7 protein-coding genes are annotated in these 13,847 nt (G+C 71.8%); 3 read left to right on the top strand and 4 right to left on the bottom strand.

Features of this window, described 5'->3' with window-relative positions:
• Nucleotides 1-8: 8 nt before the first annotated feature.
• Nucleotides 9-1,769 (bottom strand): sensor histidine kinase, encoded by a 1,761-nt coding sequence (locus tag BSZ37_RS08305; RefSeq protein WP_095510106.1) that lies wholly within the window; start codon nucleotides 1,767-1,769, stop codon nucleotides 9-11.
• A gap of 397 nt (nucleotides 1,770-2,166) precedes the next feature.
• Nucleotides 2,167-4,305 (bottom strand): amino acid permease, encoded by a 2,139-nt coding sequence (locus BSZ37_RS08310; protein WP_218830443.1) that lies wholly within the window; start codon nucleotides 4,303-4,305, stop codon nucleotides 2,167-2,169.
• 242 nt (nucleotides 4,306-4,547) lie between these two features.
• Between BSZ37_RS08310 and BSZ37_RS08315 the strand changes: the two genes are divergently transcribed.
• On the top strand, nucleotides 4,548-6,140 hold the full coding sequence (locus BSZ37_RS08315; protein WP_095510107.1) for a T9SS type A sorting domain-containing protein: 1,593 nt from the start codon (nucleotides 4,548-4,550) through the stop codon (nucleotides 6,138-6,140).
• Between the two features lie 126 nt (nucleotides 6,141-6,266).
• On the opposite strand, the gene BSZ37_RS08320 is transcribed toward BSZ37_RS08315, so the two are convergent.
• Together BSZ37_RS08320 and BSZ37_RS08325 are read right to left on the bottom strand one after the other, a co-directional pair.
• Complete coding sequence (locus tag BSZ37_RS08320; protein ID WP_095510108.1) at nucleotides 6,267-7,655, bottom strand: Ig-like domain-containing protein; 1,389 nt, start codon at nucleotides 7,653-7,655, stop codon at nucleotides 6,267-6,269.
• Nucleotides 7,656-7,731: 76 nt separating this feature from the next.
• Nucleotides 7,732-8,493, bottom strand: a complete 762-nt coding sequence (locus BSZ37_RS08325; protein ID WP_095510109.1) for a hypothetical protein — start codon at nucleotides 8,491-8,493, stop codon at nucleotides 7,732-7,734.
• Nucleotides 8,494-8,671: 178 nt separating this feature from the next.
• On the opposite strand from BSZ37_RS08325, the gene BSZ37_RS08330 reads away from it, so the two are divergent.
• Nucleotides 8,672-11,602 carry an FAD-binding and (Fe-S)-binding domain-containing protein gene (locus BSZ37_RS08330; protein WP_095510110.1) on the top strand — a complete coding sequence of 977 codons (2,931 nt, stop codon included), beginning with the start codon at nucleotides 8,672-8,674 and terminating at the stop codon, nucleotides 11,600-11,602.
• A 59-nt stretch (nucleotides 11,603-11,661) separates the two neighbouring features.
• On the top strand, nucleotides 11,662-13,827 hold the full coding sequence (locus BSZ37_RS08335; RefSeq protein WP_095512340.1) for a hypothetical protein: 2,166 nt from the start codon (nucleotides 11,662-11,664) through the stop codon (nucleotides 13,825-13,827).
• Nucleotides 13,828-13,847 lie beyond the last annotated feature (20 nt).

Consider the following 13,847-nt stretch of genomic DNA (forward strand, 5'->3'; position numbering starts at 1 on the left):
GGGCGGCCTCAGGCCATCGCGAAGGCGTCGGACCCGACGGGCGCCTTCGCGTGGGGCAGGGCGAACCAGAACCGCGTGCCCTCGCCGGGCCGGCTCTCCACGCCGCACGTGCCGCCGAGCCGCTCGGCGATCCGCCGCACGATCGACAGGCCGAGGCCGTGCCCCTCGACCTCCGTCGTGCCGACGCGGGAGAAGGCGGCGAACAGGCCGGCCTGCGCCTCTGGCGAGAGCCCCGGGCCGTCGTCGTGGACCCAGAACCGGGCGTGGCCGGACGCCGGGACGTCGGCGCCGAGCGTGACCGTCGGCCCGCCGTACTTGGCGGCGTTCGAGAGGTAGTTGACCCAGACCTCCTCGACCCACGGCGCGTGGCCCACCGCGACGGGCCACCGCTCGGGGCGCGCGGCCGGCTCGACGACCTCGGTCCCGGCTTGGCGGAGGCGGGCGAGCGCCTCGTCCACGATGGCGCCCATCGCCATCGGCTGCAGGTTGACGGCCGCCCGGCGGACGCCGGCGAGCAGGAGCAGCTCGTGAACGACCGTCCCCATCTTCTGCGCCGCGCGGACGACGCTGTCGGCGAGCTCGTGGTGCTCGCCGGTCGTGAGCTCCGGCCCCTCGTCGCGGAGGACTTCGGCCCATCCGATCACGCCCTGGACGGAGTTCTTGAGGTCGTGGGCGACCGTGTGGGCGAACGCGTCCAGCTCGTCGTTGCGGGCCTGGAGCTCGACGTTCGCGTCGTAGAGGTCGGCGTTGGCGCGGTGGAGGGCCGCGCGCTCCTCCCGCTGGCGCGTCACGTCGTGGAGCAGGACGAGGCGGCCGGTGGTGCGCCCGGAGCGGTCGGTCAGCGGGGAGACGCGGAGGTCGTAGTGCCGGGCGCCGAGGTGGACCGGCTCCGTGAGGGAGGCGTCGATGGCTCGGGCGAGGTCGGGCGCCGTCTCCTCGAGCGGACGGCCGAGCTCGGCGGCGCCGTCGCCGAGCGCGCGAAGCAGAGCCGGGTTGAGGTCGGCCACGCGGCCCTGGGCATCGAGCACGAGCATCCCCTCGCGGAGGTCGTCGACGAGGGCGGCGCGGGCGATGGGCTGGAGGTCGAGGAACTGGTACCGGATGAGCCCGAGGGCGAACGCGCCGGACGAGACCGACATCACGATGGGCGTGAAGTCCTTGGTCACCGGGCCGATCCCGAGCAGGTACAACACGTTGACCCCCAGCGGGACGAGGGCCCCGATGACGATCCACCGTGAGAGGTCGCGCGAACGTGCGTCGGCCCTAGCGTAGACCCACAGGAGGACGCCGAGCGAGACGGTCACCGCGGTCCACATGAGCCCGGTCTGCACCCACGCCAGCGGGCCGAGCGTGTACGTGACGCCCAGGAGCGGGCCGTCGGGCACGACCTCCCACGCCGACCAGACGAGCCGGTGCGCGTCGTTCGTCAGGGCGAGGCCGCCGTACGCGAGGCACCACGCGCCGAGCGCCCCGACCGCCACGCGCGCGGCCCGGGTCAGCCGGTCGGTGTAGCCGAGGACGAACGCGAGCCACGCCACGCCGAGGAGCGGCGACCACACGAACGTGGCCTGGGCCAGCCGGACCGTCGTGTCTGGAGAGGCCGCGAGGACGCTGAGGGCGTCGCAGGTCAGCCAGCCCGCCTCGGCGACGGAGAAGGCGACCAGCGCCCACCCGCCCGGCGCGTCCCGCCTCCGCCACGCGATGAGGCCGACCACCAGCATGAGGAGGGCGGCCAGCGGGGCGAGGGCGACGAAGAGGAGAGACTCCACTGAGCGTTAGGGGACGCGCTGTGGGTCATCGGTCGCAGCGGGTCCGCGCTTAATCGCCCGTGCCCCCGCGCCGGGTACGATGGACGGCGCGTGAGGAGGCATTCGGGTTTTCTCCTAGTGAGGACACCCGACGCCGGTCGGGTCCGCGCCCGCCGGCGGCGCTGGTCGCGGTCGGTGCGAGCGCGAAGGCCGTCGGCGCGGTCCGCTCGCCCGCGCTCGCGCGGCGGACCAGGCGCCGCACAGCGCGGACCCGCCGCGGCGGCACGAGCCGCGAGGCCCTGAGGGCGAGAGTCGCGAGCAGGGGGCGAGGCCAGGAGGACGGCCGAGACCGAGATCACGTCTTCCGCCGCGCTGGCGACCACGTTCGCGAGCGGGTCCGCCTCGGTGCCGAGGCGGGCTAGCTGGAGTAGCGCGCGTGGACGCGCTCGATGCTCTGGGTGTCGCCGATGAAGGTGATCCGGTCGCCGGCCTCCAGCACGGTCCCGCCGCTGGGGACGGTGCTGTGGCCGTCCCGGTGGATGAGCGCGACCAGCACGCCCGTCGGCAGGCGGAGGTCCTTGAGCGCCCGCCCGATGAGGGGGGCGGTGGCGTCGGTCGGGCGGAGGTGGAGGGCGAGGAAGCGGTCGTTGCGGAGGAGGACCTCCTTGAGGTCCTGCTCGTTCTCGGCCGCGAGCCACTGGTCCATGAAGTCCGCCTCGTCGATCCGGCTGGCGATGTTGGCGAGCGTGCGGAGGTGGCGGCCGGGCGGCTCCTCGGGGCTGAGGAGGAAGAACACCGCGTGGACGCGGGCGTCGGCGTCCGGCCGCTCGTCGCCGGTCGTGTCGACGGGGATGCTCAGGCCGGGGCGGCACCGGACCATGACGAGGCGCGGGTCGGCGAGCCCTGGGAGCCGCTGGTGGGGGAGGGCGGCGCCCTGGGACACCGGCGTGGAGCCGTAGCGGGCGCCCTCCAAGAATCCCTCCGACAGGTCGTCGACGGACAGGGGCACGTCGGCGGCGAGGAGCCCCGAGGCCTCGCGGACGACGTCCTCGTAGTCGCGCCGCTCGTCCAGGTCCAGCACCTCCGCGTGCGTGACGAGGTGCTCGAACGGCGTCTCGTCGCGGAGCCCCTTCTCTTTCAGGATCGTCCGGAGCTCGCTGTCGAGCGGCTCGTAGCGCCGCTGCCCGAGCCGGGCGAACAGGTGGTAGATGGCCCCCTCGCGCTCGACCTCCACGTTGCGGCGGACGTAGTAGACGTACCACACGACGCAGAGGACGGACACGCCCCCGGTGAACCCGATCGCGACCGCGCCCATCTGGACGATCAGCAGGACGGACGTGAGGATGCCCACGATCTGCATCCACGGGTAGAGCGGCGTCCGGAACCCCGGGACGTAGGACGGGATGTGGCTCTCGCGCATGACGATGACCGCGAGGTTGATCAGCCCGAACACGAGGAGGTTGAACGCGCTCGCCAGCTTCGCCACGCCCTCGACGTCGAGCAGCAGGATGCAGAGGACCATCGCGCCGCCCGTCACCAGGATGGCCGGCGCGGGCGTGTGGAACCGGCCGATCGCCCCGAGGCGGCGGGTGATGAGGCGGTCGCGCGCCATCGCCAGCGGGTAGCGGGAGGCGGAGAGGATGCCGGCGTTGCCCGTCGAGGCGAAGGCGGCCAGCGCCGCGATCGTGATGAGGAGGACGCCTGTCGACTCCGGCAGCCCGCCCGGCGTGGGGATCCAGTCCAGGATGTCGCGGGCGGCGGTGGCGACCGGCGTCAGGTCCTCCATCAGAGCGACCGGGTCGAGCACGGCCACCAGGATGTAGACGCCCACCGTGTAGACGAGGACGGCCGTCCCCAGCGAGAGCATCATGCCCAGAGGGATGTTGCGGTCCGGGTTCTCTACCTCCTCGGCCACGCTGGCCACCTTCGTGAGCCCGGCGTAGGCGGCGAAGACGAGGCCGATGGTGGCGAACAGACTGCCCACCCCGAAGGGCATGAACGGCGTGAACTTCGCCTCAGCCACGGCCCCCACGTCGCTGGAGACGATCTCCACGACCCCCTGCAGCACGAACACCGTGAGCACGAGCACGAGCGTCGTGACGAGGAACCGCTGGAGGCCGCTCGTCTCCTTCGCCCCGAAGATGTTGAGCACGGTGAAGGCCACCGTCATGCCGACGGCGACCGGCTTGATGGGCAGGTCCATGAACAGGACGAGGTAGGCCCCCACGCCGATCAGCGCGAACGCGCTCTTGAACACGAGCGACAACCACGTGCCCAGCCCGCCGACCGTGCCGACGAGCGGGCCGAGCGCCCGGTCGATGAAGTAGTACGTGCCGCCTGCGCGCGGCATGGCCGTGGCCAGCTCCGCCTGGCTGAACATGGCCGGGAGCACCAAGAGCCCGGAAACGAAGTAGGCCAACACCACCGACGGCCCGGCATAGGCCATGGCGAGGCCCGGGAGCAGGAAGAACTCGGCGCTGAACATGGCCCCCGTGCAGATCGCGTACACATCGAACAGCTTGAGCTCTTTCTTGAGGCGGGGGGCGTCGTCGGTCACGGGCAGTAGGCAGCGGCGGGCGTCTGGGTTCTCCAGACGATACCTCCGGGTTCCGACTCGCGCCGCCTCGGCCCATCGGCTTCGCTCAGGGGAGCCGCCGAGGCGGGCGGGGCTGGGGCGCCCACGTGGAGTCTCGATGTCGGAGAACGGCGACCCCGTTGTCCCCTGACGGAACCGCGAGATCGGGGTAACGTGCCCCTCTTTTCCCTTCTCGGCCGCCCGGCCCCACCACGCCCGCCGCCATGCGACGCTTCGCTACGCTCCTCCTCGTTCTCGCCCTCACACCCCTCGGCTTGGCGCAGGTGCTCCCCGAGGCGGAGCCGGCCCGGCCCGCGATCCGCAGCGAGCGGGCCCAGGCCCGGACGGCGGCCGACACGCTCCGCCTCACAAATGTCCCCGACGGCGCGCAGATCACGATCTACGACTTCACGAACGGCAACGGGCGGATCACGGGCCTCAACAACTTCTACGACCAGATCGGTACGGCGTACACGCTCCCGGACGGGGAGGAGTACGAGCTGGTCGGGCTGGAGGCCCTCTTCTTCGACGTCTCGAACCCTGGCGACTCCATCGACCTCCAGGTCTACAGCGGGACGGTCGACTCCGGCCCACAGGGCGATCCGCTCTACGTCCAGACGTTTGACACTGCCGATCTGGTGGGTCCGGAGACGGGCCCGGACGGGACGACGGTCTTCACGACCTTCCTCGAGTTCGACGAGCCGCTCCCGCTGACAGAGGACACGTTCTTCGCTGTATTCGACCTCTCCCAGACGCAGGACACCGTGTCCGTCGTCTCGACTGTCCAATTGAGCGCGCCGGCGCCGGAGACTGTTGTGTTCTTTAACGGGGCCTGGGAACGGCTGACGGACCTGTTCCAAGACCCGTTCAACATCTACCTCCTGGCGGACGCCGTCGTGGTGCGCCCGGGGCCGGTCGGGCCGATCCCGATCGCGGATGCGCGGGCGCAAGGCAGTGGCGCGACCGTGACCTTCGAGGGCACCGTCACGCGGTCCGAGGGCGCCTTCACCTACCTCCAGGACGAGACGGGCGGCCTCACGATCCGACAGACCTCCGGCGACTTCTTCGACGCCGTGGCCGACAACACGGTCCGGCCGGGCGCGACGCTCCGGGTGACCGGCACGCTCTCCGAGTTCAACGGGCTCCTCCAGATCAACAACGCCGACCTCGAGTCGTTCGAGCCCATCGCCTACCCGCCGGTGCCCGAGCCGCAGGAGGTCACGCTCCAGGAACTGGCGACGAACGGGGAGGCCTACGAGGGCGAACTCGTCCTCGTCACCGACGTGACCTTCGCCGACCCGCCGACCCAGTTCGAGGCGGCCACGACGTACCAGGTCTCCGACCCGACTGACGACTCGAACGCCGTGACCGTCCGCGTCCCGAACGCCGAGGACACGGAGATCGAGGGGACCGACTTCCTCGGCGACCCATCGCGCGTGACCGGCGTCGTCGGGCAGTTCTCGTCGACCGACCCGGACGCGGGCTACCAGATCCTCCTCGTCAGCATCCGCGAGGTACTTCGGAACGACGTCGCGGTCGGGGAGGACCCGGAAGGTCGGCTGGCGTTGGGTGCGCTCGTCCCGAACCCGTCGGCCTCGGCGGCCGAGGCGACCGTGTCGCTGGCCGAGGCCGGCCGGGCCACGCTCGTGGTCTACGACGTGCTCGGCCGCGAGGTCGCCCGCGTGCTCGACCGGGCGCTCCCCGCCGGCGACCACGCCGTCCGCGTCGACGTGTCGGGCCTCCCGGCCGGGGCGTACGTCGCGCGCCTGAGCGCGGCCGGGACGACCGTCGCGCGGCCGTTCACCGTCGTCCGCTAACCCATCGCCCCCGCCGGTCGTCTTCCGAGGCGGGCGGGGGCACGTCAAAAAACGGCCTCCGGCGCGGTGCCGGAGGCCGCTCGGCCGTCCCACGTGTCGCCGGCGGTGGCCGCCGCCGGCGGTGATTCAGCGCGTGATCGTCAGGCGGGCCGTCGTGACGGTCTCGCCGAGGGCGACGCGCGCGAGGTAGACGCCCGGCGCGAGCGCGCCGCCGTCGAGTCGGAAGCTGTGGGCGCCCGCTGACAGCGGGCCGTCATGGAGCCGCGCGACCTCGCGGCCCACGGCGTCCCACACGGTCACGGTCGCTACGTCGGCGCGCGGGCTCGACAGGAGGACGCGCGCGGCGCCGCTCGACGGGTTCGGGGCGACGGCGAGCACCAGCGCCTCGGGGCCGCCCTCGACGGACGTCCCGTCGGTGACCGTGACGGTCACGGAGCCCGTCGCCTCGGCTGTCCCGTCGGAGACCGTGAACGTGAACGAGTCCTCTCCGACGTAGCCGTCGTCGGCCGTGTAGAGGACGACGGGGGCGAGGCGCCGGCCCGAGCCGTCGTCGCCCACCTCGGCGTCGCCGTGGGCCGGGTCGGAGACGGCCGTGATCGTGAGGTCGTCGCCGTCGGCGTCGGTCACGTTGGCGAGCACGTCGATCGTCGTCGTCATGCCCGCGACGGCGTCGGCCTCGACGGTCCCGCTGACCTGGGGCGCGCTGTTGGACGTCCCATCGCCCCGCGTGAAGTACGAGGCGTAGTACACACGTCCTCCGGTCGGGACCTGGAAGTTGTTGGCCGCCGCGCCGTTGCCTGAGGCCGTCGCCCAGGCGTAGGTCGTGGTCGTTGTTCCGAACCCGGCGACTGTGACCGTCACCTGGTACTCAATCATGAGCGTCGGGAACGACCCGGCCGGCGTGATGAGCGTCCCGTAGCCGACGACCTCGCTCCGGTAGTCGGTGACGATGGTGAAGCCCTGGAACGTCTGCGTGGTCTGGTCCTCGGTGACGGTCCCGAAGGTGAGCGGGAACGTGAGCTGCTGGAGCCCGTCGGGCTCATAGGTGATGACGATCTCGGGGTCGCCGCTCTGAGCCGGGACGTAGATCCCCTGTGTCACGAACTGGTCGCCGGTGACGTCGGCGTAGACGTAGCCGGCGGTGTCCTCGCCCTCGACGGCCGTCGTGTCGTTGAGCGCGGCCCAGGTGGCGGCCGGGAAGTTCGAGGCGCCCGGGAGCCCCGTGACGTCGCCACCCGAGTAGAACGTCTGACTGACGACGTCCTCGTTCGGGTACGCGATGGTCGTGAAGTCCCACGTCTGGTTCGCGCCGCGGAGCGCGATGAGCGCGTCGATCTCCGCGCGGTCGTCGGCAGGGACGTCGTCGTTGGTGTCGGTCCCGAACGACCGCGTCGTGACCGTCTCGCCGGACGCGGTGATCCCGTAGAGGTCGTCGAAGGTGAAGGTGAGCTGGGCGTGGGCGGGCGCGGCCAGCAGGACGGCCGCGAGCGCGGCCAGGGCGAAGCAACGGGTCATGAGCGGAGGCGGAGGGGGGACGGGAGTCTAGCCGACCCGCCTCCCCTCCGCCTCCCCGAATGAGGGGAGGGGCCCCTCAGCGGACCGCGATCCCCTCGTCCGACACCATCACCGAGGCGCGCGCCTCCACGGTGGCCGGCTCCGGCACCTGCTCATAGTGAGCCACGACCCGCGGCTGGAATTCGTCTTCTGCCTCGTCTGAATACGACACGTAGAGGATTTCGAGAGCGATTGGGCCGAGCTCGGAGGAGAGAGCGTCGTAGGTCGCCGCTTGAGGCGAGATGGGACCTCTAACTTGGTGGTTGAGCTCGAATCGCTTCCAGAGACGACTGTACTCACGTGCCGTCGTGGTCGCGCCTGATGTCAGTTGAACGGGCCCGTTGCCGACGTAGCGGGCTTCGACAGCGTCCGTGTCGAAGAACACGTCGCTGGGGGTTAGCCCAGTCCCATAGGCGAGCTCCGGCTCGAACACCGTCCCACCCCATCGGTAGAGACCGTCCTCTCGGTTCGTAAACCATATTCCCTCTCCGAACACGCAGTGAGTGAACGAGATGGGCGTCGATTTGATCTGAAACCAAGTCTCCCCGTCGATGAGCGTATCCCGCGACACAGTTAGGGTGGCGATGTGCTCTGGGAGACCTCCCGGGCCGACGAACGTCGTATCGGAGGGCATTCCAGCGTCATCGTACCGGACGGTGTACGTCCGGGCGAGCGTCCACTCCGTCCCGACCGCCAGCGTGAGGACAGGCGCCTCGGAGGGCGGGTCGACAGGTTCGGACGTGTCGCAGCCGGCGACGGCGAGGACGAGGGCGAGCGTGCAGAGGCGGAGGGACCGCATAGAGAGGCGGGTGGGTGAGAAGGGGTAGCCTCTGTCGGTCGCGTCGCGGGTCGGGTGGCGGATGAGGGCAGAGATACGAGGACAAACGGTGGGTGGACAAGTCACGGAATCGTGACCCGGGGTCTGCCCGGTGCCGAAAGCGCGGAGCCGCCGCCGTTCGCGCGGGGTACCATGCGGCATGCAGATCGAATCGGCCCGCCTTGACGAGTTCGCCGCCGCCGTCCGCCCACGGATCGCCGGCGCCCTCCGCCTCGACGCGCTCTCCAAGGCCCTCTACGCCACCGACGCGTCGCTCTACCGCGAGCCCCCGCTGGGCGTCCTCATCCCGAAGCACGCGGACGACATCCAGGCGGCCCTCGAAGAGGCCGGACGCTACGGTGTCCCGATCGTCGCGCGCGGGTCCGGGTCGAGCCTCGCCGGCTCGGCCGTATCCGGCGGCCTCGTGGTCGACACCACGAATCACCTCCGCGACATCGTCCACGTCGACGCCGAGGCGCGGACGGCGACGGTCCAGCCGGGCGTCGTCCTCGACGACCTGAACCGCGCGCTCCGGCCGCACGGGCTCACGTTCGGGCCCGACCCGGCGTCCTCGAACCGGGCCACGCTCGGCGGGATGCTCGGCACGAACGCGACCGGGACGCACTCCATCCAGTACGGCGCCGTCGTCGACTGGACCGAGTCGGCGCGCGTCCTCCTTCACGACGGGACGCCGGCCACGTTCGGGGCGCTCGACGCCGCCGCGTGGATTGGCAAGACGACGGCCGGCGGGACTGAGGGCGAGGTGTACCGCCGCGTCGAGGCGCTGTTGAAGGTCCACGAGCACGCCATCCGGACCGACACGCCGCGCTGGTGGCGCCGCGCCGGCGGCTACCGTCTGGAGCGGATGCTGGAGGCCCCGGAGGTCGACCGCGGGCCGGGGCGCCCGTGGGACGGCACCCGCAACCTCGCCCACCTCCTGGCCGGCTCCGAGGGCACGCTCGGCGTGGCGACCGAGATCACGCTCGGGCTCGTCGAGCGGCCGGCGCACGCGGCGCTCGGCGTGGTCCACTTCGACACGCGGATGGGCGCCCTCGAGGCCGTCGAGGGCATCCTCGAAACGGGGCCGACGGCCGTCGAGATGTTCGACCGGATCGCCCTCGAGCGGGCGTACGACGTGACCGAGTACGCGCCGAAGCTCCACTTCGTCCAGCGCGGGCCGCACGGCGAGATCCCGGCGGCGCTCCTGATCGTCGAGTACAGCGGGGCGTCGCTGGCCGAGTGCGAGGACGGCCTCGCCCGCCTCGGGCGGCACCTGGGGGCGGGCGCCGTCATCACCGAGCTGGTGGAGGAGGCCCGGATGGCCGACGTGTACGCCGTCCGGAAAGTGGGCCTCGGGCTGGCGATGAGCGCGCGGCTTCCGGTCCAGGCCGCGGCGATCATCGAGGACGCGGCCGTCCCGGTCGAGCACCTCCCGGCTTACATCCGCGAGCTCGAAGAAGCGATGGCCCAGGACGACGTCGAGGCGGTCGTCTACGCGCACGCGAGCGCCGGCTGCCTCCACGTCCGCCCGTTCTTCGACCTGCGCCAGCGAGCCGAGGTCGAGAAGATGGACCGCGTGGCGCGGGCGTCGGCGCGGCTCGCCAAGAAGTACGGCGGCGTCATCGCGTCGGAGCACGGCGACGGCCGGGCGCGCGGGGCGCTCGCCGAGGCCTTCTACACGCCGGCGCTCTACGCGGCGTACCAGGCGACGAAGCGGGCGTTCGACCCCACCGGCCGCCTGAACCCCGGCAAGATCGTGGAGGTGCCGCCGCTCACGGAGGCGCTCCGGATGGGGCCCGACTACCACCCGCGTTCGGTCGCGACGGCGCTCTCGTTCCCCGACACGGCCGGCCGCGACGTCGGGTTCGCCGAGGCCGTCGAGGCGTGCAACGGGCAGGGCGTCTGCCGCAAGACCGACGTCGGCACGATGTGCCCGCCGTTCATGGCGACGCGCGAGGAGAAGGACTCGACGCGTGGCCGGGCGAACGCGCTCCGCGAGGCGCTCTCGGGCGGCCTCCCGTCGCTCACGAGCCCCGAGGTGGGGGAGGCCCTCGACCTCTGCGTCTCGTGCAAGGCCTGCAAGGCCGAGTGCCCGGCGTCGGTCGACATGGCGGCGCTCAAGACGGCGTGGCTGGAGCAGAAGTACAAGGAGGAGACGCCGTCGGTGCGGGCGCGCCTCTTCGCCCACATCCCGGTCGTGTCGAGGCGGATCGCCGGCCCCCTCGCGCTCGTGGCCAACCGCGTCAACCGGAGCGGGCTGGTGCGCGGCCGGCTCGCGGCGCTCGGCATCGCGACCGAGCGTGGCCTCCCCCCGTTCGCCACAAACCCGTTCAAGGATTCGGAGGCCGCCCGCCTCGGCGCCGAGGCGGCCCCTCCCGGCGGGCCGCGCGTGGCGCTCTACGTCGACACGTTCGGGCGCTTTCAGGAGCCGTCGATCCCGCGCGCGGCGCTGCGGGTGCTGGCGGCGGCTGGAGCGCGCGTCGAGGTCCCGCCGTACCGCTGCTGCGGGCGGACGTACCTCTCGAAGGGGTTCGTCCCGCACGCCGAGCGGCTCGCGCGCCAACTCGTCGAGGCGTACGCGCCGCTGGCCCGCGACGGTGTCGCGATCGTCGGGCTGGAGCCGTCGTGCATCCTGACGCTCCGCGACGAGGTCCCGCGGCTCGTGCAGACCGAGGACGCCCGCGCCGTCGCCGCGGCGGCCGTGACGTTCGAGGAGTGGTGCGAGGCCCACGCCGACCGCCTGGACGCGATCGACTGGCAGGACGCCCCGGCCGACGCGCTGGTCCACGGCCACTGCCACCAGAAGGCGCTGTCGACGATGTCGGCCAGCCACGCGTGCCTCGGGGCCTCCGGTTTCAGCGTGAAGGAGTCCGGCGCGGGCTGCTGCGGCGTGGCCGGCTCGTTCGGCTACGAGGCCGAGCACTACGGCGTGTCGCTGGCGATCGCCGAGGACCGGCTGGCGCCGGCCGTCCGCGCGGCGCCCGGGGCCGTCGTGGTCGCGGCCGGGACGAGCTGCCGCGAGCAGATCGAGCACACGACGGGCCGGCGGGCGCTCCACCCGGCCGAGGCCCTGGCCGCCCGGCTCCGCTAGCTCCCTCCGCCTCGGCGCCGAGGCGGGCCGGGTTGCCGGCCGTCCGGGCGGGCACGACCTTGGGCGCCGCCCCTACTTCCCCCGTCGCTCTGCGCCTCTCGATCCTCCTTCTCCTGGCCCTCGCCGCTCCTGCGTGGGCGCAGCGCGTCGCCTTCTTCCCCTCCGACGAGAGCCCGCAGGCAGCGTACGCCGAGGGCCGGCTGGTTGAGGCGCTCGCCGAGCAAGGGTACGAGGTCCTCGCCGACCGGACCGATTACGATCACCTCGTCAGTCTCGTGATCCACTCGGAGCGGCTGGGCGCGGAGGCGTTCCAGATCGTGCCCGAGGGGCGGATGATCTCCGTCGTCGGCGGCGACGCGCGGGGGATGATCTACGGGGCCCTCGCGCTGGCGGAGGCGATCGGCAACGGGACGCCGCTGGCGGAGGTCGAGGCCGTCGAGGAGAGCCCGGCGCTGGAGTTCCGCGGGATCAAGTTCAACCTGCCGTGGGAGACGTACCGGCCGTCGTCGGCGCTCACGCAGCACACGGAGACGGCGCGTGACCCGGCCTACTGGGAGGCGTTCCTCGACATGATGGTCGAGAACCGGTTCAACGTCGTGAGCCTGTGGAACCTCCACCCGTACACGTTCATGGTGCGGCCGACGAACTTTCCGGAGGCCAGCCCGTGGTCCGAGGCGGAGCAGGCCGAGTGGGAGGCGTTGTACCGCGAGATCTTCCGCCTCGCGAAGGAGCGGGCGCTCGACACCTACATCGTCCACTGGAGCATCTTCGTGAGCGAGGCCTTCGCCGAGGCCCATGACGTGGCGGAGACCAACTTTTACCCGCACTACTACGTGCCGGGCGACACGACGGAGATCGTCCGCCGCTACCTCCGCGAGAGCGTCCGGCAGGTGCTGGAGGCGTACCCCGACCTCGACGGCGTCGGCATCTCGCACGGCGAGGGGATGGCCGGGATGACGCCGCTCGAGCGCCAGCGGTGGATGGATGACGTCCTCATCGCGGGGATGCTCGAGGCCGACCGGCCGGTCAAGCTTATCCACCGCGTCCCGTTTTCGTCGGGCACGTCGTCCGACCCCGGCGTGAGCGGGGACGTCGAGGAGGTCACGCGCGCGGCGATGGAGCGACTGGAGGACCGGTTCGACGGGCCGATCTGGGTCGAGATGAAGTTCAACTGGTCCCACGCCCACTCGACCCCCGAGCTGGTGAAGGTCCACGGAGGCGAGCTCGGCGACACCTACTTCGACCCGCTCCCGACCAACTACCGGATCGTCTGGCAGATGCGGAACGAGGACTTTTTCGCCCTCCGCTGGGGCGTGCCGTCGTTCATCCGCGAGCACGTCGCGCGCAACGGCGAGGCGGCGTACGTCGGCGGCTACTTCGTGGGCTCGGAGACCTACATCCCCGCGCTCGACTACTTCACGGCGCTCGACGAGCCGGTCGACTGGCGGTGGGCGTTCGAGCGGCAGTGGCTGTTCTACAAGCTGTGGGGGCGGCTCCTCTACGACCCCGCGACGCCCGACGCCGTGTTCCAGGCCGAGTTCGACCGGCGCTACGGCGAGGCGGGTGCCAACCTCCTCAATGCGCTCTCGCTCGCCTCGTCGACGCAGCTCCGCCTCGCGTCGCTGTACGACGCCATGTGGGACTTCACGCTCTACAGCGAGGGGTTCCTCGCCCTTCAGGGCGACTCGACGCGCTACATCTCCGTCGACCGCCTGATCGAGCAGCCGACGATGGACCCCGACTACGTGTCGGTCGGGGAGTTCGTCGCCACGATGCAGAGCGGCGGCTCGTTCGGCGCCGACCGTGTGACGCCGCCGATCCTGGCGGACATGCTGGAGCGGGACGGCCGGGAGGCCCTCCGCCTCGTGGACGGCGTCGATACGAGCGGCGACGCGTCGCTCCGGTACGAGGTGGCGGACGTCCAGACGTGGGCGCACCTCGGGCTCCACCTCGCCGAGAAGCTCCGCGGCGCCGTCGCGCTCCAGACCTACCGCCTCGACGGCGCCGAGGCCGACCACGCGGCGGCGATCGACCACCTCGAACGGGCGCTGTCGCACTGGGACGAGGTCGTCGCCATCACGCGGCCCCTGTACCGCGACATGCCGCTGACGCACTACAACCACGGCGGCTTCGAGGCCAACCCCGACAACCTGTTCCACTGGGCGCTCGTCCGCGACGAGGTCGCACGGGACGTCGAGATCGCGCGGCGGAGCCGGCCAGACTGAGCGGCTCCCCCCGCCTCGGC

Source organism: Rubrivirga marina, assembly GCF_002283365.1.
GTDB lineage: Bacteria > Bacteroidota > Rhodothermia > Rhodothermales > Rubricoccaceae > Rubrivirga > Rubrivirga marina.

What these genes read in the sequence shown, in the direction of transcription:
- BSZ37_RS08330 (WP_095510110.1), top strand. Translation starts at nt 8,672, where the DNA reads ATGCAGATCGAATCGGCCCGCCTTGACGAGTTCGCCGCCGCCGTCCGC.
- BSZ37_RS08325 (WP_095510109.1), bottom strand. Translation starts at nt 8,493, where the DNA reads ATGCGGTCCCTCCGCCTCTGCACGCTCGCCCTCGTCCTCGCCGTCGCC.
- BSZ37_RS08315 (WP_095510107.1), top strand. Translation starts at nt 4,548, where the DNA reads ATGCGACGCTTCGCTACGCTCCTCCTCGTTCTCGCCCTCACACCCCTC.
- BSZ37_RS08320 (WP_095510108.1), bottom strand. Translation starts at nt 7,655, where the DNA reads ATGACCCGTTGCTTCGCCCTGGCCGCGCTCGCGGCCGTCCTGCTGGCC.